General features: G+C 56.1%; 21 protein-coding genes. 5 read left to right on the top strand and 16 right to left on the bottom strand.

Annotated elements, in window-relative coordinates:
* Positions 1-5: 5 nt before the first annotated feature.
* Together ubiD and pepE are read right to left on the bottom strand one after the other, a co-directional pair.
* The gene (gene ubiD, locus HP564_RS16835; RefSeq protein WP_371244970.1) at positions 6-1490 is read right to left on the bottom strand and encodes a 4-hydroxy-3-polyprenylbenzoate decarboxylase; all 1485 of its coding nucleotides are present in this window, start codon (positions 1488-1490) and stop codon (positions 6-8) included.
* Between the two features lie 79 nt (positions 1491-1569).
* Positions 1570-2295 (bottom strand): dipeptidase PepE, encoded by a 726-nt coding sequence (gene pepE, locus HP564_RS16830; RefSeq protein ID WP_371244969.1) that lies wholly within the window; start codon positions 2293-2295, stop codon positions 1570-1572.
* A gap of 197 nt (positions 2296-2492) precedes the next feature.
* Here pepE and rfaH point away from each other — a divergent pair, with 197 nt between their 5' ends.
* A complete protein-coding gene (rfaH, locus tag HP564_RS16825; RefSeq protein ID WP_371244968.1) occupies positions 2493-2981 on the top strand; it encodes a transcription/translation regulatory transformer protein RfaH in 489 nt (162 codons plus the stop codon).
* Here rfaH and tatD read toward each other — a convergent pair.
* From tatD to udp, 10 genes are all read right to left on the bottom strand, one after another.
* On the bottom strand, positions 2978-3760 hold the full coding sequence (gene tatD / locus HP564_RS16820; protein WP_371244966.1) for a 3'-5' ssDNA/RNA exonuclease TatD: 783 nt from the start codon (positions 3758-3760) through the stop codon (positions 2978-2980). The two genes, rfaH and tatD, sit on opposite strands and share 4 nt — an antisense overlap.
* A 95-nt stretch (positions 3761-3855) precedes the next feature.
* Entirely contained in the window at positions 3856-4614 is a 759-nt protein-coding gene (tatC, locus tag HP564_RS16815; RefSeq protein WP_371244964.1) for a Sec-independent protein translocase subunit TatC, read from the bottom strand.
* A gap of 2 nt (positions 4615-4616) precedes the next feature.
* A complete protein-coding gene (gene tatB, locus HP564_RS16810) occupies positions 4617-5156 on the bottom strand; it encodes a Sec-independent protein translocase protein TatB (protein WP_371244963.1) in 540 nt (179 codons plus the stop codon).
* 3 nt (positions 5157-5159) lie between these two features.
* Positions 5160-5414 (bottom strand): Sec-independent protein translocase subunit TatA, encoded by a 255-nt coding sequence (tatA, locus tag HP564_RS16805; RefSeq protein WP_371244961.1) that lies wholly within the window; start codon positions 5412-5414, stop codon positions 5160-5162.
* Positions 5415-5526: 112 nt separating this feature from the next.
* Positions 5527-7164: a ubiquinone biosynthesis regulatory protein kinase UbiB gene (gene ubiB / locus HP564_RS16800; RefSeq protein ID WP_371244960.1), complete on the bottom strand. Its 1638-nt coding sequence runs from the start codon at positions 7162-7164 to the stop codon at positions 5527-5529.
* Positions 7161-7766 carry an SCP2 domain-containing protein gene (locus HP564_RS16795; protein WP_371244958.1) on the bottom strand — a complete coding sequence of 202 codons (606 nt, stop codon included), beginning with the start codon at positions 7764-7766 and terminating at the stop codon, positions 7161-7163. Before HP564_RS16795 ends, ubiB begins: the two co-directional genes overlap by 4 nt.
* A gap of 12 nt (positions 7767-7778) precedes the next feature.
* On the bottom strand, positions 7779-8537 hold the full coding sequence (gene ubiE, locus HP564_RS16790; RefSeq protein ID WP_371244956.1) for a bifunctional demethylmenaquinone methyltransferase/2-methoxy-6-polyprenyl-1,4-benzoquinol methylase UbiE: 759 nt from the start codon (positions 8535-8537) through the stop codon (positions 7779-7781).
* Positions 8538-8612: 75 nt separating this feature from the next.
* Positions 8613-10112 carry a DNA recombination protein RmuC gene (gene rmuC / locus HP564_RS16785; RefSeq protein WP_371244955.1) on the bottom strand — a complete coding sequence of 500 codons (1500 nt, stop codon included), beginning with the start codon at positions 10110-10112 and terminating at the stop codon, positions 8613-8615.
* Between the two features lie 84 nt (positions 10113-10196).
* A complete protein-coding gene (locus HP564_RS16780) occupies positions 10197-11450 on the bottom strand; it encodes a tetratricopeptide repeat protein (RefSeq protein ID WP_371244953.1) in 1254 nt (417 codons plus the stop codon).
* Between the two features lie 60 nt (positions 11451-11510).
* Positions 11511-12266: a uridine phosphorylase gene (gene udp / locus HP564_RS16775; protein WP_371244950.1), complete on the bottom strand. Its 756-nt coding sequence runs from the start codon at positions 12264-12266 to the stop codon at positions 11511-11513.
* A gap of 302 nt (positions 12267-12568) precedes the next feature.
* Here udp and HP564_RS16770 point away from each other — a divergent pair, with 302 nt between their 5' ends.
* A complete protein-coding gene (locus HP564_RS16770) occupies positions 12569-13396 on the top strand; it encodes a dienelactone hydrolase family protein (protein ID WP_371244948.1) in 828 nt (275 codons plus the stop codon).
* Between the two features lie 44 nt (positions 13397-13440).
* Here HP564_RS16770 and metE read toward each other — a convergent pair whose 3' ends face one another.
* Together metE and HP564_RS16760 are read right to left on the bottom strand one after the other, a co-directional pair.
* A complete protein-coding gene (gene metE / locus HP564_RS16765) occupies positions 13441-15714 on the bottom strand; it encodes a 5-methyltetrahydropteroyltriglutamate--homocysteine S-methyltransferase (protein ID WP_371244946.1) in 2274 nt (757 codons plus the stop codon).
* Complete coding sequence (locus HP564_RS16760) at positions 15711-15860, bottom strand: hypothetical protein (protein WP_371244945.1); 150 nt, start codon at positions 15858-15860, stop codon at positions 15711-15713. The genes metE and HP564_RS16760 overlap by 4 nt, the downstream gene beginning before the upstream one ends.
* Between HP564_RS16760 and metR the strand changes: the two genes are divergently transcribed.
* Entirely contained in the window at positions 15859-16785 is a 927-nt protein-coding gene (metR, locus tag HP564_RS16755) for an HTH-type transcriptional regulator MetR (protein WP_371244943.1), read from the top strand. The genes HP564_RS16760 and metR overlap by 2 nt on opposite strands.
* A 56-nt stretch (positions 16786-16841) precedes the next feature.
* On the top strand, positions 16842-17324 hold the full coding sequence (locus tag HP564_RS16750; RefSeq protein WP_371244942.1) for a DUF1456 family protein: 483 nt from the start codon (positions 16842-16844) through the stop codon (positions 17322-17324).
* Positions 17325-17756: 432 nt separating this feature from the next.
* On the opposite strand, the gene HP564_RS16745 is transcribed toward HP564_RS16750, so the two are convergent.
* Positions 17757-18611: a carboxylate/amino acid/amine transporter gene (locus HP564_RS16745; protein ID WP_371244940.1), complete on the bottom strand. Its 855-nt coding sequence runs from the start codon at positions 18609-18611 to the stop codon at positions 17757-17759.
* A 306-nt stretch (positions 18612-18917) separates the two neighbouring features.
* On the opposite strand from HP564_RS16745, the gene glpT reads away from it, so the two are divergent.
* Positions 18918-20264, top strand: a complete 1347-nt coding sequence (glpT, locus tag HP564_RS16740) for a glycerol-3-phosphate transporter (protein WP_371244939.1) — start codon at positions 18918-18920, stop codon at positions 20262-20264.
* Positions 20265-20296: 32 nt separating this feature from the next.
* Here glpT and yigL read toward each other — a convergent pair whose 3' ends face one another.
* Positions 20297-21097, bottom strand: coding sequence for a sugar/pyridoxal phosphate phosphatase YigL (yigL, locus tag HP564_RS16735; protein ID WP_371244937.1), 801 nt, complete (start codon positions 21095-21097; stop codon positions 20297-20299).
* Positions 21098-21134: the final 37 nt, after the last annotated feature.

Raw genomic sequence — 21134 nt, 5'->3', positions numbered from 1 at the left:
CGCCGTCAGCGCTGCGGCGGCTGATTAAATATGCCTAAGTCATCCCAGATTGCGTCAATGCGCGCCGTTACGGCGGGATCTTTCACGATCGGACGTCCCCATTCGCGCTGAGTTTCGCCCGGCCATTTATTGGTGGCATCCAGACCCATTTTGGAACCCAGGCCAGAAACCGGCGATGCAAAGTCCAGGTAGTCAATCGGCGTATTCTCTACCAGTACCGTGTCGCGCGCCGGATCCATGCGGGTGGTAATGGCCCAGATCACGTCATTCCAGTCACGCGCATTAACATCATCGTCACACACAATAACAAATTTGGTGTACATGAACTGCCGCAGAAATGACCAGACGCCAAACATCACGCGTTTTGCATGCCCTGCGTACTGTTTTTTCATCGTGACTACCGCCAGGCGATAGGAACAGCCTTCCGGTGGCAGATAGAAATCGACGATTTCCGGAAACTGTTTGATGAGGATGGGCACCAGCACTTCGTTCAACGCCACGCCCAATACCGCCGGTTCGTCTGGCGGACGGCCAGTATAGGTAGAGTGGTAAATGGCGTTTTTTCGCTGCGTAACGTGCGTTACCGTGAAAACCGGGAAGTTGTCTATTTCATTGTAGTAGCCCGTATGGTCGCCATAGGGACCTTCCGGTGCCATATCGCCCGGCTCAATATAGCCTTCCAGCACAATCTCGGCACTGGCGGGCACTTCCAGATCGTTAGAGAGGCACTTCACCACTTCGGTCTTATTGCCGCGCAGCAGACCGGCGAAGGCATACTCTGACAGCGTGTCCGGCACTGGCGTGACGGCACCGAGAATAGTGGCAGGATCGGCACCAAGCGCGACCGATACCGGGAAGCGTTCACCCGGATGGGTCTGACACCACTCCTGGAAATCGAGCGCGCCGCCTCGGTGGGAGAGCCAGCGCATAATCAGCCGGTTTTTGCCAATCACCTGCTGGCGATAGATGCCGAGGTTTTGCCGCTCTTTATGCGGGCCGCGCGTGACGGTCAGTCCCCAGGTAATCAGCGGCGCGGCGTCGTCCGGCCAGCACTTCATCACCGGGATGCGCGACAGATCGACCTCATCACCGCTAAACACCACCTCCTGACAGGGGGCATTACGCAGCCGCTTAGTCGGCATATTCAGCACCTGTTTGAACTGTGGCATCTTGTCGAACAGGTCACGGAAGCCTTTCGGCGGCTCCGGCTCTTTCAGAAAGGCCAGCAGCTTACCGACTTCGCGCAGGGCGCTGACCTCTTCCTGGCCCATGCCCATCGCCACGCGTTTCGGCGTGCCGAACAGGTTGCACAGCACCGGCATGTCATAGCCCCTGGGATTCTCAAACAGCAACGCCGGCCCGCCCGCGCGCAGCGTGCGGTCGGCGATCTCAGTCATCTCCAGTTCAGGATCGATAGACTGGCTTATGCGCTTCAACTCACCGCGCTGTTCCAGCAGCGTGAGGAAGTCTCGTAAATCGTGATATTTCATGCGGCTTTCGCTTCCAGCCAAAGTGAATCGGCCATTATAGGGCCGATTCTTCAGGCGTGTTGGGTTTTATGCGGCAACCTTAGTCGCAGCGAAAGGGAACCAGCGGCTGCAATGCTGCGGTATCGCGGCCTGTCTGAACCGGCTGGTTATGACGGAACACCTTAAAATCTTCGCCGCGCACGCTGACGTAACTGAGCTGATTTTCATGCACATGCAGAAAACTACCTTCGCGCAGCGCAATCACCGATTCATCAGGATTGACGGCGCAAAACTCCGCAAGACGTTCATCACGCGTTTCACCCATATGCCCGCTGACGTGCGCATCAATGTAGTGCGGATTAATCTGTACCGGAAACAGGCCTAGCGCAGGCAACACCACGCTGCTGCGCACGGGCATATCGTTGGTGGTGCGAATAGAAGGGGTGGCCACATTGCAACCGGCGCTCCAGCCAACATAGGGCACGTTACGTTCGCGTACTGCACGCTGAATGGCCACAATCAGGCCGGTCTCGTGCAGCATCTGGTTAAGCAGCCAGGTATTACCTCCGCTGACCAGAATCAGCTCCGCCTGTTCGATGGCTGCCACCGGCGTGTCAAAATCCTGCACGCAGCGAACCTCAATACCCAGCGATGCACTCAGCTCGCGGGCGCGCTGCTGGTGGTCGCCGCGAATAACAGCGTAAGGCACCAGTACCGCTGAACGGATAGCGCGCTGAGCGATCATCGCGTGCAGCTGCGGCTGCGCATAACCGAGCAGAGGCGCGTCGTCAGCCAGCTTGCCGTTGCTTAACAAAAACAGTTCCATTAGCCGCTCCTTTTCGCAAACGTTATGGGCAACGAGTCTGTACCAGCGCACCGCCGTCCGTCAATTTTCCTTCATCAGCCAGCGGGTTTGCTGAAACCTCCACCACTTTACCCATCTCGGCAGCTTTCCACGCTGCGATGCGCTATAACTCTGGCAGCAGGTTTGCTATTCTTAGCGTCCATTCGATGGGAGCATTTATGGAATCCTGGTACTTACTCTATTGCAAACGTGGACAGCTGTTGCGCGCGAAAGAGCATCTTGAGCGGCAAGAGGTGCACTGCCTCAGCCCGATGATCGCTCTGGAAAAAGTGGTGCGCGGCAAACGAACCACCGTGAGTGAGCCTCTGTTTCCTAATTACTTGTTTATCGAATTCGACCCGGAAGCGATTCACACCACAACTATCAGCAGCACGCGTGGTGTCAGCCACTTTGTGCGTTTTGGCACGCTGCCTGCGACGGTGCCCTCAGCGGTGATCGAAGCGCTGCAAACGGATGCGCCAGAGATGCTGATCGATCCAGAAACGCCGCAGATCGGCGATGAGGTCATCATCACCGAAGGCACCTTTGAAGGTCTGCGCGCCATTTTTGCCGAGCCTGACGGTGAGACCCGCTCTATGCTGTTGCTCAACCTGCTCAACAAGCAGGTCATGCGCAGCGTCGACAACAAACAGTTCCGTAAAATCTAGGGCAGCTGAAACAGCGCACGCGCGTTGCGATCGCACTGCGCCGCCAGCCCAGCCTGATCCTCTCCACGCCATCTGGCGACCTGCTGCACGATATGCGGCAGGAAACAGGGTTCATTGCGACGTGACGTTGGCCGTGGATGCATATCACGCGGTAGCAGATAAGGCGCATCCGTCTCGAGCAGCAGACGATCGGCTGGGATCTCAGGCAGCATCTCGCGCAGCGTCAGGCCGCGACGCTCGTCGCACACCCAGCCGGTAATGCCAATATAAAGCCCCATCGCCAGGCACGACTCCAGCTCCTCGCGGGTGCCGGTAAAGCAGTGCACCACCGCGCCCGGCAGCTTCGGTAGCCAGGGTGCCAGCACCGCCGCAAAGCGGTCGTGCGCCTCACGACAGTGAAGAAACACGGGCATATTCAGTTCAGCCGCCAGCGCCAGCTGCGCGTCGAAGGCATACTCCTGCTGCTCATGCGCCGCAAGATTGCGGTTGAAATCAAGCCCGCACTCGCCAATGGCGACCACCTGTGGCCGTTGTGCCAGGCGGCGCAGCGTACTGGCCGTCTCCGTCGACCACTCACTGGCGTGATGCGGATGCACGCCCGCCGTTGACCAGCAAAAATCGGGCTGGCGCTCCGCCAGCCGCTGCGCCTGCTGACTCTCCAGCGCGTTGGTCCCGGTGATTAACATGCCGGTGACGCCCGCTTCGCGCGCACGCTTTACCACCTTGTCGCGATCGGCGGCGAATTGCGTGCTGGTCAGGTTTACACCGATATCAAACATAGTTTTTCCCATGGCTCATTAAACAAAAACCGCCCAGATGGGCGGTTCGGTAACAGTCTCTACCCGCCAGGTGCGGGAAGTTTTTCGAGCGCGAGTCAGGAATCGGTATCCTGTTTCTCATCCTGCGTCCAACGTCCCTTCCCGACGTAGTAACGGGAAAAGAATACGCCGACTTCAAACAGGCAGTACATCGGAATAGCGAGCAAAGTTTGCGAGAAAACATCCGGTGGTGTGAGCAGCATCCCAACAACGAAAGCGCCAACCAGAATGTAGGGACGTTTCTTTTTCAGATCTTCTGGCGTGGTGATGCCGGTCCAGCACAGCAGCACAATGGCGACCGGAACTTCAAACGCCACGCCAAACGCCATAAAGAGCGTCATAACGAAGTCGAGGTAGTTCTTGATATCGGTTGCAATAGTGACACCCTGCGGCGCGGTCTTGGCAAAGAAGCCGAACGCCAGCGGAAACACCACAAAATAGGCAAAGGCGACACCAACGTAGAACAACATCGTGCTGGAGAAGAGCAGCGGCATGACCAGTTTGCGTTCATGACGATAGAGCGCCGGAGCGACAAAAGCCCACACCTGATACAGAATCACCGGTACGGCCAGGAAGACCGATACAATAATGGTGAGCTTAATCGGGGTAAAAAACGGTGAGGCGACATCGGTTGCGATCATGCTAGCGCCGGTCGGCAGCTGGCTGATCAACGGTGATGCAACCAGATGATAAATATCGTTGGCGAAATAGATAAGCGCCATGAAAATCACAAATACGGCGGCAATGCAGTAAAGCAGACGCTTACGCAGCTCAATCAGATGGCTGATAAGCGGTTGGGTATCTTCAACGGCCATGGTTATCGTTCATCACTTGAAGAGGAGGTTGCCGGGCTACGCGAAGCGGCCGGTTCAGGCTTAATAACCGGCGCTTCCTGGTTCACATTGGATTTAGTCGTGGCGGCACGCCCGGCGGCCATATCGGGCGCTTGCGCAGGCGCACTGGCCTGGGTTTCAGCCGTCGCTGGCGTTACAGATTCAGCCGCGCGCTGCTGTGGCGCATGGATGGTATTGGCTTCATCTTCAGCTTTTTCGATGTCAATGCTTTGCTGAACCGACCGCTTCATGGAATCGGCGGTTTTACGCAGCTCTTCCATTGACTCTTTCAGCTCGGGCGACATCGTCCCGCGACTGGCCTCTTCCACCTTCTTCAGGCTGTCCTGTAGTTCCTGGAGCTTGAGTTCCTGCGCCAGTTCGTGCTGTACGTTGGCAGCCAGCGAGCGTATTGCCCGGATCCAGCCGACTACTGTCTTAACCGCAACCGGCAGCCGCTGTGGACCCAGTACGATCAGGCCAATCACGAACACCAGTACCAGTTCACTAAAACCAATGTCGAACACGGTTTACACCTGCTTGTCGTTTTTAACGTCTTCTTTGTTAGTCGAAGTTTGCTGTTTATCCGCCAGCGTTTTGGCATTGAAATCAGCGTCCTGCTGATTTGGCTGGCTTTTTTTCTCGTCGTCGTCGCTCATGGCTTTTTTAAAGCCCTTGATGGAGGAACCGAGATCTGAACCCAGGTTTTTTAACTTATTGGTGCCAAACAGGAGAACAACGATGACGGCAATAATTAATAATTGCCAGATACTGATACCGCCCATGAGATAGTGCCTCTGATGTTGCGAGATAGTGAGAAGAGTAATGTCAGCCAAAAGCCCTGATGACGCCGGGCTTAAGGCTGCGACATTACCGCGATTCAGGCGTGGCTGACAATTAGTTTGTCTTGCGCCAGCCGATTAACCAGGTGACGATGCCTGCCGCCATTAACAGAGCCGGAAAGAAATCCCAGTCCGGGCGACTCAACAATACGGCCGTGCCGCTTAACAGCAGGGTCGCACCGACGCCAAACAGGTAACGCGATTTGTGCTGACGCGTCCGCTGATCCTGCATATCGGTAGTCAGCTTATTCACGCTATGCTGCAAAAGCTTATGGTGCCGCATACTCTCGTAAAACAATTCCGGCAACTCCGGCAGCTTTTCTGCCCAGAAAGGCGCTTTGTCTTTCACAGCGCGCAAAAGAGCAGGCAGACCAATCTGGTCTTTAATCCACTCTTCCAGGAACGGCTTCGCCGTTTTCCACAGGTCGAGCTGCGGGTAGAGCTGGCGGCCAATCCCCTCAATATAGAGTAAGGTTTTTTGCAGCAGAACCAGCTGCGGCTGTACTTCCATGTTGAAACGACGTGCGGTGCTGAACAGGTTAAGCAGCACATGACCGAACGAGATTTCTGCCAGCGGCTTCTCAAAGATAGGTTCGCAGACGGTGCGAATGGCGAACTCAAAATCTTCAACGTTGGTATCTGGCGGTACCCAGCCTGAGTCAACGTGCAGTTCCGCAACTTTGCGGTAGTCGCGGTTAAAGAAAGCGATAAAGTTCTCTGCCAGGTAACGCTTATCTTCTTTGTTCAGCGAGCCCACAATGCCACAGTCAATGCCGATATATTGCGGATCTTCCGGATGGTCGTAGCTGACAAAGATGTTGCCGGGATGCATATCGGCGTGGAAGAAACTGTCGCGGAACACCTGCGTGAAGAAGACCTGCACGCCGCGCTCGGCCAGCAGCTTCATATTGACACCGTGCTGCTCCAGCATCGCGACATCTGAGATAGGAATGCCGTAAATGCGCTCCATGACCAGCATGGTTTCGCTACAGTAATCAGAATAAACTTCTGGCACATAAAGCATGCGGCTCTCTTCGAAGTTGCGGCGCAGCTGAATGGCGTTAGCTGCTTCACGCAGCAGGTTCAGTTCGTCAATCAGGGTTTTTTCATAATCGCGCACCACTTCCATCGGACGCAGACGACGACCATCCGGCAGCAAGCGCGGCACCCAGCGCGCCAGGCGGTAGATCAGCTTCATGTCCGCCTTGATCACCGGCAGGATATCGGGGCGGATCACCTTGATCACCACTTTCTTGCCGGTGGCTTTCAGCGTAGCGGTATGCACCTGAGCGATCGATGCTGACGCCAGCGGCTTGATATCAAAATCATCAAACCAGGTATCCACCGGACCGCCGATAGACTTTTCAATCTGCTCTTTGGCTTTAAGACCATCAAAAGGCGCGACGCGATCCTGCAGGATAGCCAGCTGATCGGCGATAAGAGGGGGAAAGAGATCGCGACGCGTTGAAAGCATCTGACCAAACTTAATCCACACTGGCCCCAGCTGCTCCATTGCCAGACGCATACGAACGCCGATCTCTTCGTCTTTGTGGCGATTAGGGATCCAGAAAATACCGCGACGCCAGAGGCGCAGCGGAAGGGTAAGGCGCATGCGGGGAATCAGTTCATCAAGACCGTAGGTTAAAAAAACCTTGATGATGAAATATAAACGGCGAATTTCTCCAAACGTCATTTCGCCTCCAGCTGCGCTAAACGCGCATTCAGCGCATCAAGCGAACGTTCCATCGCGTCTACCTCCTCAGAAAACCACGCCAGCTCCAGCGCGCCGGGCGCGACGCGCCACTCTTCGGTTAATGCCTGCCCCAGATAATCCTGACGACGTACGACTTCACTGCGAACACGCTGTAGCACACGCTGCGCCGCCTGGCTGACACCCTGCGCGGCGATGTCGCCAATCCAGGGGGCGAGATACTCAGCCGGATCCAGCTCCGCCAGATCGATCAGTGCGGAAAAGCGCTGCACCACCTGCAGATCGCCTTCAACCTGTAGCTCACCGCTGCGGATCAGGCTGGTGAGCTGCTGGCGATCGCGCAGCTTTGGCAGGGTTTTCAGCTGTGTGATCACGGTGCAGTCACTGCTGTCCTGCCAGTCGCTCAGGACGTCGAGCTGGTGCTCGCTAAACACCAGCACCAGCGGATGGGAAAGCTCATCGAGGCGCAGCGTGAGAACCTGCCCTGCCAGACGCTGGCGTGCGGCTTTCAGGCTGCGATCGCGATAGAGCACACGGTTTAGCGCGGTCTCAAGACCGGCAGTAATCAGGGGCGTTAAGCGCATTACCATATCCGGTTAAAACTTAAATCCACGATGCAGCGCGACAATGCCGCCGGTCATGTTGTAGTAGCTGGTATTCTCAAAGCCCGCGTCGTTCATCATCGCCTTCAGGGTCTCCTGATCGGGATGCATACGAATCGACTCGGCCAGATAGCGATAGCTTTCGGCATCCTGCGCGACCAGCTGCCCAACGCGAGGCAGAATATGGAACGAGTAGGCATCATAGGCCTTGCTGAGCGGGTCAAGAACCGGCTTAGAAAACTCCAGCACCAGCAGGCGTCCGCCCGGCTTAAGCACGCGGAACATCGAGGCAAGCGCTTTCTCTTTGTCGGTCACGTTACGCAGGCCAAACGAGATGGTGATGCAGTCGAAATGGTTATCCGGGAAGGGCAGCGCTTCCGCGTTAGCCTGCACGTAGCTGACGTTGCCGACCACGCCGAGGTTGCGCAGCTTGTCGCGGCCCATCTTCAGCATGGAACTGTTGATATCCGCCAGCACCACCTGACCGTTCTCGCCAACCAGACGAGAGAACTTCGCCGTCAAATCGCCTGTACCGCCTGCCAAATCGAGCACGCGCTGTCCACGACGCACGCCGCTGCTGTCAATGGTAAAACGCTTCCAGATGCGATGGATGCCAAAGGACATCAGATCGTTCATCAGGTCATATTTCGCCGCTACGGAATGAAACACGTCCGCAACTTTGTCAGCTTTTTCGCTTTTGGCGACCGTCTGAAAGCCAAAATGGGTAGTTTCCTGCTGTGATTCATCTGCCATCGGTTTTACCTGTTCCACAAACAATACTTCCCGAAGTGTATCAGAGTCAGGGTAGTCAGGCACGCGACGACCCGCTTATTCATGGAGCCGCCTCACACGCGCATCCACCGGATTCGATACCTCATCTGGCTCCGGCTCTTCGTCCCATGCCTTTTCCGGCATCGCCTGCTCAACTAACTGGGGATTAATCGAACGTTTAACTTCAACGCCCAGGGATTTAAACGCTTCACTCTGCGCAATCAGGTTGCCACGCCCTTCTGCCAGTTTTTTCATCGCCTCACGGTAGCTGTGATGCGCCTTATCCAGATTATGGCCGATTCCGCTCATGTCATCGACGAAGAGCCGCATTTTGTCGTACAGACGCGCCGCGCGTTCAGCGATCTGCTGCGCATTGCGGCTCTGATGCTCATAGCGCCAGAGATTATTGATGGTTCGCAGCGCCACCAGCAGCGTGGTTGGGCTCACCAGCATAATATTTTGCTGTAGCGCCTCGCTGATCAGCTCGGGCTGACGGTCGATAGCCAGCAAAAAAGCCGGCTCTACCGGGATAAACATCAGCACATAATCCAGCGAGCGCAGACCGGCCAGCTGCTGATAGTCTTTTCGCCCTAGCAGGCGAATATGGCTACGAACGGCGGCAACGTGCTCCTGTAACGCCTGCTCCCGCGTGATGTCATCTTCGGCGTTAAAATAGCGCTCATAGGCCACCAGCGTCATCTTGGCATCGACCACGACATCTTTGCCCTGCGGCAGACGCACAATGACATCCGGCTGCATTCTGCCCTGCTGCTCCGACTGCAGGCTGACCTGCGTCTGATATTCGTGGCCTTCACGCAGACCAGACGCCTCCAGCACGCGGCTCAGCACCACTTCGCCCCAGTTGCCCTGAATTTTGTTATCGCCTTTGAGCGCTTTGGTCAGGTTAATCGCCTCCTGCGCCATCTGTGCATTCAGCTGCTGCAGCTGACGTATCTCATGCGCCAGCGTGTGCCGCTCGCGCGCCTCCTGACCGAAACTCTCATGCACCTGTCGGCGAAAGCCGTCCAGCTGCTCGCGTAGCGGACTAATCAGGCTGTTCAGACTCTGGCGATTCTGTTCATCGACGCGGCGGCCGCTGTTTTCGAATATACGGTTAGCGAGATTTTCAAACTGCGCGCTGAGGCGCTGTTCGCTGTTGGTCAGTAAACGCTGCTTCTCTTCAGCGGCGAAGCGCGTCTCTTCAAGGCGGATAGTGACTTCGCGCAGCTCCGCTTCCTGCGCGCTGTTAACGTCCAGCTGATTGCGTAACTCACGGTTGAGCTGTTCGCACTCACTGCGCCAGTAATCCAGCTGTTGCAGCCGCTCCTGCGCGCCGCTTAGCGAGCCATGTAGCTGACGTAACTCCTGTTCGCGCTGCTGCAACAGTCGCTGAAGCTGTTCCAGCTCCTGCTGCTGACGCTGCTGCGCCTCCTGCTGCAAACGACGCTCGGTGGTAAAGCTGGCCGCCTGATAGCTGGCGCGCAGCTGCGCCAGAATCCAGCCAATACCCAATCCGGCGAGCGCCAGACAGGCGCTGATAACAATCTGCTGATCCATATTTCCCTCGCGACGCGCGTTGCTCGGGAAAAGGTAAAGTCGGCCTGTATGAATGTCCAGACTATTTTCGGCGCACGCGCAGCGTTACAGCGCTTTCACCGTTAACTCCCCCGCTTTCCAGGCGTCAGTCAGGAAAAACGGCATCGACATCGTCCACTCGTCGCCCGTTACGAGTGCGGAATAGACAAACGCGTTGCCGCCCCAGGTGAGCTCAACGGGCTGCACCTCGCCCTCTTTTACCGTTGCCTTACCCGCCATGCTGGCAAAACCGGCATTGCTGCCCACATGGAAACGCGCCGTTTGCCAGCGCACCGGCGCATGTGGCGGCCATGGCTGCGCCTGATGAAAATGAAAAATCTCGTCGTGGCTCAGCAGGCTCTCACGCACCGTCGGCCAGAGCGCAACCTTCAGGAAATATTGATCGGTAAAGCGCGGGTTACCGCTGTAGCGGGCAATAAAGTCGCGCATCGACTGCGCCATATTGCTGAAGACGCCGTTGCAACCGCCCCACATTCCCGCCAGCAACAGCTCGGTATGGGAGAAGTAATCGCGCATATGGTGGAACCAGTAGGGTGAATCAAGCCACGCGTCGACCGCCGCGGCCTCACGCTCTGACAGGAGCGAATCGGCATCGCGAATAATGAAGCGTTTGACGCGAGGATCGTCCATCACCAGAAAGCGCCACAGCGTAGGGAGAATCACTTTTTCCTGTGACATATCGACCAGCTGAACATGCGGCTGGTTAAGTCGTTGCCACACATGCTGCGGCACGCTCCCGTCAAGATAGATGCGGCAGGTCCAGCCAGGATAGAGCGTTGGTGCCACTTCGACGTTCTTGAGCAGGGTTTCGCAGTAGCGTGGATGGCCCCCATACAGGCTAAAAGCAATGATGTTCTGCTCTGGCCTGCTGAGATCGATCGGCGCGGGCTGTTCGCAGGGAAAAGCGTCGCGCGGCCCTGCGCGAAAGCGGGCATCCGAATGATTTAACGCTTCCAGGCCATATTTCGCCAGCTCATCCTGTTTACCCATCCAGCCGCACAGCTCCGCCAGACCATCCAGCCAGGTCTCCGATGCGGTGGCGCGCACCGCAGGCGGTGCCTGATAGATCTTTTGATAAACCCTGTAAGACTTACTGTAGTGACCCAGGCGCATCAGGCAGAGCGCGTAGTCGCTCAGCACCTGCATTTGATTCGGCATCGCGCGCAACACCTCCTCACAACACTTTGCGGCGGCAGCGTAATCCTGCTGCGCCATATGCTGGCGGAAGCGCGCGGCGGTCTCATTCAGACGCGCCTGCATCGCGGCGGAATTGATGGATAAAGCCGGTTTCTGACGCATCTGGCGATCCTCGCTTTTGCTGTAAAGAGCAGAGGCAGCGCGCACGCTGCCTGAAAAGCGTTATAGCAAACGGCGCGCCGCTTCGACCACAATTTTCACCGCATCGCTTTCGGTCTGCTTCATGGTCTGTGCATCCGGGATCTCTTTCTGGGTGCGGTTAACAATCACGCCCGCCACCATTCCTGCGCGTAGCCCCTGACTGGCACACATGGTCAGCAGCGTCGCAGACTCCATCTCATAGTTAAGCACGCCCATCTGCTGCCACTCTTTCATCGATCCCTGAAAGCGGCTCACCACGCGGCCGGAGAAAGTGTCATAACGCTCCTGGCCGGGATAGAAGGTGTCTGAAGAGGCGGTCACGCCAATATGGGTTACCGACCCGCTCGCTTCTGCCGCAGCGACCAGCGCCGTCGTGCAGGCAAAGTCTGCTACTGCCGGGAATTCAAGCGGCGCAAAATGCTGGCTGGCTCCGTCAAGACGCACTGCGCCGGTCGTGACCAGCACGTCGCCAACGTTTATGTGCGGCTGAATGGCGCCCGTGGTGCCGACGCGCAGGAAGGTGCGTACGCCAAGCTGCGCCAGCTCCTCTACCGCGATGGAGGTTGAAGGCCCACCGATGCCGGTCGAGCAGACCACTACGGGTTTGCCATCCAGCTTCGCCAGCCAGGAGGTAAATTCACGATGCGACGCCAGCGGCTGGGCATCCTCCATCAGTCCGGCAATTTTCTTTACACGCTCTGGATCGCCGGGAACGATAGCCAGGGTTGCGCCTTGCAAATCGGCTTTGGTGAGGCCAAGGTGGAAAACGTCAGACATAGCAAACTCCTGAAGAGGGAAGTGAAGCGCGCCACTCTACGCGAGCGTAGCGCAAATTTATGTGACAACAATCACCTAAAAAAATGAATGTTACATTTAGTCAATAACACAATGAGATCTAAATCACATAACCAATCCATTCATCGTCCCATTGCTACAAGCTGTGTGGGTCCGGGTTTGCAGCAATGTTAAAGAGAAGAGTGTGTTTGCTTGCTCCCTACTCTCTTCCCGGTCCATGGCCCAGACGCGAGCTGGCCAGGCTATAGTTACGTGATTGCGCTACTGCCAGCACGGAGATAAGAATGAAAACCGAAGACAATATGGCACAAAAATCCTCGTCGGGCGGCTTTGCACCCGCAGTACAGCCCACCGCTTCGACCACTATCCATACTGACAGCCCGGCCATTCATACGGGTGAAACCTCCGTTCCCAGTCAGGGCGAAAATATGCCTGCCTGGTATGCAAAACCGAAAGAGGCCAGCGGTCCGCTGCCGGTGGTGCTGGTGGTTCAGGAAATCTTTGGCGTACACGAGCATATTCGCGATATCTGTCGCAGACTGGCGCTGGAAGGCTATCTGGCCATCGCGCCTGAGCTTTACTTCCGCGAAGGCGATCCCAGTGATTATCACGATATCCCGACGCTGTTTAAGGAGCTGGTCAGCAAAGTACCAGACAGTCAGGTGCTCTCCGATCTCGATCACGCGGCTAACTGGGCGGCACGCAACGGCGGTGATATTCGTCGTATGGGGATTACCGGCTTCTGCTGGGGAGGCCGCATTAGCTGGCTTTACGCTGCGCATAACCCCCAGCTACGTGCGGCAGTGGCCTGGTATGGCCGCCTGATCGGCGAAAAAACCATGAAGCAGCAGAAGCATCCGATTGATATCGCGGTTGATTTGGGCGCACCGGTGCTGGGCCTTTACGGTGGCCAGGATGAAAGCATTCCGCTGGAAAGCGTTGAGCAGATGCGTCAGGCACTGCATGCCGCTAACGCCAAAGCAGAAATTGTGGTTTATCCGGATGCTGGCCACGCCTTTAATGCCGACTACCGTCCGAGCTATCACGCGGAGTCGGCGCAGGATGGCTGGGCGCGTATGCTGGTTTGGTTCAGGCAGTTTGGCGTGGAATAAACCGCCATGAAAACGGGGCGCGTCCGCGCGCCCCAGCAGCCTGCCTACCCGATTGTCTCACTCCGCAGTCTCTTCGCCGCCTCTACCATATTTGCCAGCGCCTGGCGGGTTTCCGTCCAGCCACGCGTCTTCAGCCCGCAGTCCGGGTTCACCCACAGACGCGCTTGCGGAATGCTCTGCGCCGCTTTACGCAGCAGATTCTCTATCGACTCTACGCCTGGCACGTTAGGTGAATGAATGTCATACACGCCGGGACCAATCTCATTGGGGTAGGTAAACGCCTTAAACGACGCAAGCAGATCACTGTCGGAACGCGACGTCTCGATGGTGATGACATCCGCATCCAGCGCGGCGATAGCCTCCATAATGTCATTAAACTCGCAGTAGCACATGTGGGTATGGATTTGAGTATCATCTTTTACCACCGCGGCACTCAGGCGAAAAGCGTCCACCGCCCACTTCAGGTATGCTGCCCAGTCGGACTGATGCAGCGGCAAACCTTCGCGCAGCGCAGGTTCATCAATCTGGATAATACCTATCCCGGCTGCTTCCAGATCCGCCACTTCATCACGCAGTGCCAGTGCAATTTGCTTTGCAATGGTTTCGCGCGCCAGATCTTCGCGCGGAAAGGACCAGCAGAGGAGGGTTATCGGCCCGGTCAGCATGCCTTTTACCGGTTTGCTGGTCAGCGACTGGGCATAGGTTGCCCACTCTACGGTAATGGGCTTTGGCCGGCTGATATCACCCGTAATGATCGGCGGCTTAACGCAGCGTGAGCCATAGCTCTGTACCCAGCCGTTCTGGGTAAAAACGAAGCCGTCGAGATTTTCACCGAAATATTCCACCATGTCGTTGCGCTCCGCTTCACCGTGCACCAGCACATCCAGGCCAAGACGCTCCTGCTCAACAATCGCCTGTTTGATATGTTCTGCAATGCCGGTACGGTAGCGGCCGCTATCAATGTTGCCTTTTTTGAAGTCAAGACGCAGTGCGCGAATATCCGTGGTTTGTGGAAAAGAACCAATCGTAGTGGTTGGCCAGGCGGGCAGATTAAAGCGGCGGCGCTGCGCGCGGGCGCGTTCGGGATAGGGATGCTGACGTTGGGTATCCTGCGCAGAGATGACCGCGACACGCGTAGCGACCGCAGGATTGTGGACGCGATCAGAGTGGGCGCGGTTGCGGATCGGCGCACTCCATGCCGCCAGCGAAGAGGGATCGTTGTTATTGAGCGCATCGCTGAGTTGCTTCAGCTCGCCACACTTTTGCAGCGCAAAAGCGAACCAGCTTTTAACCTCATCATCAAGACGGGTTTCAACACTGAGATCGATGGGGCTGTGCAGCAGCGAACAGGAGGAGCCAATCCACAGCTGATCACGCTGGCTTATCAGCGGTTGCAGACGCGCAAACCAGTGGCTCAAATCAGCACGCCAGACGTTACGTCCGTTGATTACGCCGAGCGACAGCAGCCATTCCGCCGGTAGCTGTGCATTGAGCCAGGCAATATCATCATGCCCATGCACCAGATCGACATGCAGTCCCTGCACTGGCAGTTTACAGATGGCATCAAGGTTCTGACTGATGCTGTCAAAATAGGTGGTCAGCAGCAGCTTCACCTCCCCCTGTAGCGCAGCGTAAGCCGGTTGAAAGGCCTCGCGCCACGCCTGCGGCAACGCCAGCGCCAGCGCGGGCTCATCAATTTGTACCCACTCCACGTCGCGTTTTTTGAGCTCGCCCAGCACCTGCTGATAAACCGGTAAGATCTCGTTCAGCAGCGACAGACGATCCATCTCTTCACCCTTCACTTTGCCCAGCCACAGGTAGGTGACGGGGCCGAGCAGGACCGGTTTTACCCGGTGACCCAGCGCCAGGGCTTCGTCGACTTCATCCAGCAGCTGCGTCCAGCTTAGCCTGAACTGCTGGCCCTGCGTAAATTCCGGCACGATGTAGTGATAGTTGGTATTAAACCATTTGGTCATCTCGGCGGCGGCGGTCGGTTCGCCTGTCGGTGCGCGACCACGACCAATCCGGAAAAGCGTATCCAGGTCTATGTCCCCCCCTTTACTTCGGTGCCGCGCCGGTACGTTGCCCAACAGCAGGCTGGTGGTCAGGACATGATCGTACCAGGCGAAATCCCCCACCGGCAGCAGATCGACACCCGCGTCTTTCTGCTGTTGCCAGTGCCGGGCGCGTAGTTCACGCCCTACGGCCAGCAACGCCTGCTGAGAAAGAGTGCCAGCCCAGTAGCCTTCCTGCGCTTTTTTCAGCTCACGCCGCAGGCCAATGCGGGGAAAACCGAGGGTATGAGTCAAAATGGTCATTTACGCTTCTCCAGATAATTATTCTCCTGCGCTTCGCCCGGAAACTCAGGATGTTTAGCCGTCCAGATGTTTACACCGCTATATTCTGCGGGTACTGTATGCTGCTCAAGCGCAAATTGTTCAATCTCGATGTGAAGGACTCTCATGATCGAACTCAAGCATCTGCGGACGCTCCAGGCTCTGCGTAATACCGGCTCGCTGGCCGCCGCTGCCGCACAGCTCCATCAGACGCAATCGGCGTTGTCTCACCAGTTCAGCGATCTTGAGCAGCGGCTGGGATTCCGCCTGTTTGTTCGCAAAAGCCAGCCGCTGCGGTTCACGCCGCAGGGTGAAATTCTGCTGCAGCTGGCAGAGCAGGTGCTGCCGCAGATCCAGCAGGCGCTACAGGCGTGCCATGAACCCCATCAGGCCACGCTGCGCATTGCCATTGAATGTCACAGCTGCATTCAATGGCTGACGCCTGCTCTGGATAATTTCCGCCAGAACTGGCCGCAGGTGGTGATGGATTTCAAATCGGGCGTCACCTTCGACCCGCAGCCTGCACTGCAACAGGGTGAGCTGGATGTGGTGCTCACCTCGGATATCCTGCCGCGCAGCGGCCTGCACTACACGCCAATGTTTGATTTTGAGGTAAGGCTGGTCATGGCGCCTGATCATCCGCTGGCGCAGGTTGAGCACATCGCGCCTGAGGATCTGGCAGAGGAAGTGCTGATGATCTATCCGGTGCAGCGTCAGCGACTGGATATCTGGCGTCACTTTCTGCAACCCGCCGGCGTCAGTCCGGCGCTGAAAAGCGTTGATAACACCCTGCTGCTGATCCAGATGGTATCGGCGCGCATGGGTATTGCCGCACTGCCGCACTGGGTGGTGGAAAGTTTTGAAAAGCAGGGATTAATTGTCACTAAAACGCTCGGTGATGGCTTGTGGAGTCGTCTGTATGCCGCCGTACGCGACGGCGAGCAGCGTCAGCCGGTGCTGGAGGCATTTACCCGCTTTGCACGCCAGCACGCCTGTGCGCACCTGCCCTTTGTGCGCGACGCAGCGCATCCTGGCGTGATTTTGCAACGCTGAAGCGCAATTTCCCCTATAATGCGCAGCCTGTTTATCGACCATGAGAAAATCTCACCATGACCAATAATGATATTCTGCGCAGCGTGCGCTTTATGCTGGATTTAAGCGATGCCAAAGTGGTGGAGATTTTCGCGCTGGCCGACTGTGAGATTCCGCTGGATGATGTGCAGGCGTGGCTAAAAAAAGAAGACGAGCTGGCATTCAAACCGCTGCCGGATGTCCTGATGGGCTACTTTCTTAACGGTCTGATCTTTTTCCGCCGTGGCAAAAGCGAAGAGGCTCCTGCCCCCTCAATTGAACGCCGCATGAACAATAACATTTATATGAAAAAGCTGCGGATCGCTTTTGACCTTAAAACCAGCGATATTCCTGCTGTCCTGGCAAAAGCAAACTTCAATGTTTCTCAGGCTGAGATCGGTGCCATTTTTCGCAAGCCAGACCATAAAAATTATCGTGAGTGTGGCGACCAGATTATGCGCAATTTCCTGAAAGGACTGACGCTGACGCTGCGTCCGACACCGGTAAAAAAAGCAAAATAATCTCTCCTCACCGGCAGGTGTTAATACACCTGCCAGAGATGATCTTTCGCCTCTTTAAATAAATTACGATTCCTTTCTCGCTGCGGACCGCTTAATCCTTTGTCGCTGCGGCTAAAAAGCCGCCCGACCAGAAACCTTCACTAAGGATGAGAAATGCAGGAATTATGCAGAAGCGAGCTCGCTCACGTCAGTGGGGCCGTCCAAAAAACGGAGTCGTTACCCGCCGATCAACTTGCAGAGGATATGCGTGAATTACTGGCTTACTCTGACAAAAACAGCCTGGCGGTAAACAAAACAATCAGGGTGATTAACCGGCTGTTTGGCTGCAAAATAAAATACAGGTAGGCGCGCTGCCGCCGCAAGATTCAGGAAAATAATCAGCCGGGGCTTACTCTCGTCAGTAAGCTCCCGATCAAACAGGCCATCAAACGCTTACTTATGGCCTGTTATCCAGCGCTTATGGACATAGAGCGAAGCAAAAATAACCAGTGCGCCGGCAATAAAGCTGGGCCAGTGGGGGGTTTGCTGCCAGATAGCCAGATTCACCAGCAGCCCCGCCGGAACGTGCATGTTGTTCATGATCCCCAGCGTGCCCGCATCGACCTGCGTCGCGCCGTAGTTCCACATAAAATAGCCCAGACCCGAAGCAGCCACCCCCAGCCAGACTAAAATTCCCCACTGCAGCGACGTTGTCGGCAGCTTGTCCGGGTTACCCCAGAGAGACCAGGCCAGGATAGCAACCAGCACCGCACCGAGATAAAACCATGAAAACGCCGTGTGCTGCGGCATGGGACGCGTTTCCTGAAGTCGTTTGTAACCCACCATGCCGACGGCAAAACAGATATTTGCCAGCTGCACAAGCAGCAGGCCAAACCAGAAGTGATCGCTGACCTTGTCATAGCGAATGATGGCGGCTCCGGCCACGGCGAGCAGGGCGCTAAAAGCGTAACCGATGCGCAGTGGCCGTTTGCTAATCAGATCGTAAATGAGCGTCACGTACAGCGGCGTCATCACGGTAAACAACAGGAACTCTGAGACGCTGAGATAGAGATAAGCTTCAAAGCTGATCAGATACATGATGCCGAGCTGCAGCATTCCTACCAGCATATAGAGCAGCAGCGTTGACGGACGGTAGCCGCGCCAGCGCAAGAAAGGCAAAAACACCAGCGCTGCCAGCGCCAGGCGCATTAATACGGAGAACCAGGTATCCACCTGCCCCGCCAGATATTCCCCGATCAGGCTAAATGAAAAAGCCCAGAGAATGGTCGTAACGATCAATAACAGCACAGCTTCGATCCCGAAATAAGGTGAGGCCGATAGTGTAATCAAAGTGCTGCAGGCGCGTGGCGATTTCTGGTTTACAAGTGTTCGCAATTAAAACGATCAGTCCCTGTATATTCCGGTGGCAGAGCAAAACCGTGCCACAAAATAAACATTACTTACCGTTATTGTCATAAAACTGTAACAAATGTGTCAACTATCACAGCCTTGATGCGCGAAAAAGGACAAAATAGACGCGGAAAAGAGCATTTCATTTCGTTTCTGGGCGAAATCGCTGATTTTACTTATAACAATGCGCCCTGGGGGGCCTTTATGCTGAGTATTTTTAAACCTGCACCACATCGACCGCAAGTCGCTGAGGATCGCGTCGATCCACTTTATCGTCGTCTGCGCTGGCAGATTTTCCTGGGGATATTTTTCGGCTATGCCGCCTACTATCTGGTGCGTAAGAACTTTGCACTGGCCATGCCTTATCTGGTCGAACAGGGTTTTTCACGCGGCGATCTTGGCTTTGCGCTTTCAGGTATCTCCATTGCCTACGGCTTTTCGAAATTTATCATGGGCTCGGTGTCTGACCGTTCCAATCCGCGCGTGTTCTTACCCGCCGGCCTGATCCTTGCCGCTGCGGTGATGCTGATCATGGGCTTTGTTCCCTGGGCCACCTCCAGCATTATGATCATGTTCAGCCTGCTGTTTATCTGCGGCTGGTTCCAGGGCATGGGGTGGCCGCCGTGTGGCCGCACGATGGTGCACTGGTGGTCGCAGAAAGAGCGTGGCGGAATTGTCTCCGTCTGGAACTGTGCACATAACGTGGGCGGCGGCCTTCCCCCGCTGCTGTTCCTGCTCGGCATGGCCTGGTTTAACGACTGGAAAGCAGCACTCTATATGCCGGCTTTCGGTGCCATCATCGTCGCGCTGATCGCCTTCGCGTTAATGCGCGATACGCCGCAGTCCTGTGGTCTGCCACCGATTGAAGCCTACAAAAATGACTATCCACCCGACTACAGCGCCTCGCATGAAGAAGAGCTGACGGCGAAGCAGATTTTTATGCAGTATGTCCTGCCTAATAAGCTGCTGTGGTACATCGCGCTGGCCAACGTCTTTGTCTATCTGCTCCGCTACGGCATTCTTGACTGGTCACCGACCTATCTGAAAGAGGTGAAGCACTTCACGCTGGACAAGTCCTCATGGGCCTACTTCCTGTATGAATATGCGGGTATTCCGGGCACGCTGCTCTGCGGCTGGATGTCGGACAAGGTGTTTAAAGGCAATCGCGGCGCGACCGGCGTGTTTTTTATGACGCTGGTGACAATTGCAACGGTGGTTTACTGGTTCAATCCACCGGGCAATCCTGGCGTTGATATGGCCTGCATGATCGTTATCGGCTTTCTGATTTATGGTCCGGTGATGTTGATCGGCCTGCATGCGCTGGAGCTGGCCCCGAAGAAAGCGGCAGGGACGGCAGCAGGCTTTACCGGGCTGTTCGGCTATCTGGGCGGCTCGGTTGCCGCCAGCGCCATCGTTGGCTATACCGTTGACTTCTTTGGCTGGGACGGCGGCTTCCTGGTCATGGTGGTCGGTTGTGTGCTGGCTGTTATTCTGCTGCTGCTCACAATGATTAACGAGCGCAAACACAAACAGCGCCTCGCGTCGCTGTAATGAACCAGGGCCGGTGCAATACCGGCCTTTTTTCATGCTAAGAACAGCGTACGCAGTGCATGCGGCACGGCATCGTCAGCATTGCTGCCAATCACTTCCAGCTCGGGCAGCGTATCCTTCAGGCGCTGATGCGCGTTGCGCATGATGCAGCCTTTTCCCGCCATGCTCAGCATTTCAACGTCGTTCATGCCATCACCAAACGCGATGCACTCTTTGAGTGAGTGGCCCAGCTGCTTCGCCACAGCCTCCAGCGCATGACCTTTAGATACCCCGCCCGCCATCACTTCCAGACAGGTAGGCAGCGAAAAGCTGACGTTAACACGATCGCCCCAGCGCGCCTGCAGTGCCAGCTCCAGCGGAACGAGCGCTTCAGGATTGTCACTGGTGAAAAAGACTTTGCTGATGTTATCTCCTGGCAGCAGGCCCGGTTCGTAAACCTGGTAGTTAAATACCGACTCACGAAAGTAGTCCTGCTCCTCCGGGCGCGCCTGGCTCATAAACCACTCATCGTCACGGTAGACGTGGGTAAGAATATCGGGGTTGGCGTAGTGCAGGCCGAACAGCTCCAGCGCAATATCTTCATCAAGGTTGTGGCTGAACACCAGCTCGCCCTGGGCGTTGTGCACGCGCGCGCCGTTCGACGTGATCATATAGGCGGGAATGCCCAGCTTGTCGCGCATCTGCCCCACGTCGATATAGTGGCGTCCGGTGGCAAAGACAAAGTGAATATCACGCGCCACCAGCTGTTGCAGTATGTCGTGCGCGTAAGGCGTCAGTCGATGTTCGGGAGAGAGCAGCGTGCCATCCAGGTCGGATGCGACGATTTGAAACATGAAAACCTCAGGTCGTGTTTTGGGCCGTAGCCGGTAA

The organism is Pantoea sp. KPR_PJ (assembly GCF_041386365.1).
GTDB lineage: Bacteria > Pseudomonadota > Gammaproteobacteria > Enterobacterales > Enterobacteriaceae > Pantoea.
This window is presented reverse-complemented; position numbering and strand designations above follow the sequence as displayed.

What these genes read in the sequence shown, in the direction of transcription:
- pepE (WP_371244969.1), bottom strand. Translation starts at nt 2,295, where the DNA reads ATGGAACTGTTTTTGTTAAGCAACGGCAAGCTGGCTGACGACGCGCCT.
- ubiD (WP_371244970.1), bottom strand. Translation starts at nt 1,490, where the DNA reads ATGAAATATCACGATTTACGAGACTTCCTCACGCTGCTGGAACAGCGC.
- glpT (WP_371244939.1), top strand. Translation starts at nt 18,918, where the DNA reads ATGCTGAGTATTTTTAAACCTGCACCACATCGACCGCAAGTCGCTGAG.
- HP564_RS16760 (WP_371244945.1), bottom strand. Translation starts at nt 15,860, where the DNA reads ATGAGAGTCCTTCACATCGAGATTGAACAATTTGCGCTTGAGCAGCAT.
- udp (WP_371244950.1), bottom strand. Translation starts at nt 12,266, where the DNA reads ATGTCTGACGTTTTCCACCTTGGCCTCACCAAAGCCGATTTGCAAGGC.
- ubiE (WP_371244956.1), bottom strand. Translation starts at nt 8,537, where the DNA reads ATGGCAGATGAATCACAGCAGGAAACTACCCATTTTGGCTTTCAGACG.
- tatA (WP_371244961.1), bottom strand. Translation starts at nt 5,414, where the DNA reads ATGGGCGGTATCAGTATCTGGCAATTATTAATTATTGCCGTCATCGTT.
- metE (WP_371244946.1), bottom strand. Translation starts at nt 15,714, where the DNA reads ATGACCATTTTGACTCATACCCTCGGTTTTCCCCGCATTGGCCTGCGG.
- HP564_RS16780 (WP_371244953.1), bottom strand. Translation starts at nt 11,450, where the DNA reads ATGCGTCAGAAACCGGCTTTATCCATCAATTCCGCCGCGATGCAGGCG.
- metR (WP_371244943.1), top strand. Translation starts at nt 15,859, where the DNA reads ATGATCGAACTCAAGCATCTGCGGACGCTCCAGGCTCTGCGTAATACC.
- HP564_RS16770 (WP_371244948.1), top strand. Translation starts at nt 12,569, where the DNA reads ATGAAAACCGAAGACAATATGGCACAAAAATCCTCGTCGGGCGGCTTT.
- ubiB (WP_371244960.1), bottom strand. Translation starts at nt 7,164, where the DNA reads ATGACGTTTGGAGAAATTCGCCGTTTATATTTCATCATCAAGGTTTTT.
- tatC (WP_371244964.1), bottom strand. Translation starts at nt 4,614, where the DNA reads ATGGCCGTTGAAGATACCCAACCGCTTATCAGCCATCTGATTGAGCTG.
- HP564_RS16795 (WP_371244958.1), bottom strand. Translation starts at nt 7,766, where the DNA reads ATGCGCTTAACGCCCCTGATTACTGCCGGTCTTGAGACCGCGCTAAAC.
- rfaH (WP_371244968.1), top strand. Translation starts at nt 2,493, where the DNA reads ATGGAATCCTGGTACTTACTCTATTGCAAACGTGGACAGCTGTTGCGC.
- HP564_RS16750 (WP_371244942.1), top strand. Translation starts at nt 16,842, where the DNA reads ATGACCAATAATGATATTCTGCGCAGCGTGCGCTTTATGCTGGATTTA.
- rmuC (WP_371244955.1), bottom strand. Translation starts at nt 10,112, where the DNA reads ATGGATCAGCAGATTGTTATCAGCGCCTGTCTGGCGCTCGCCGGATTG.
- yigL (WP_371244937.1), bottom strand. Translation starts at nt 21,097, where the DNA reads ATGTTTCAAATCGTCGCATCCGACCTGGATGGCACGCTGCTCTCTCCC.
- tatD (WP_371244966.1), bottom strand. Translation starts at nt 3,760, where the DNA reads ATGTTTGATATCGGTGTAAACCTGACCAGCACGCAATTCGCCGCCGAT.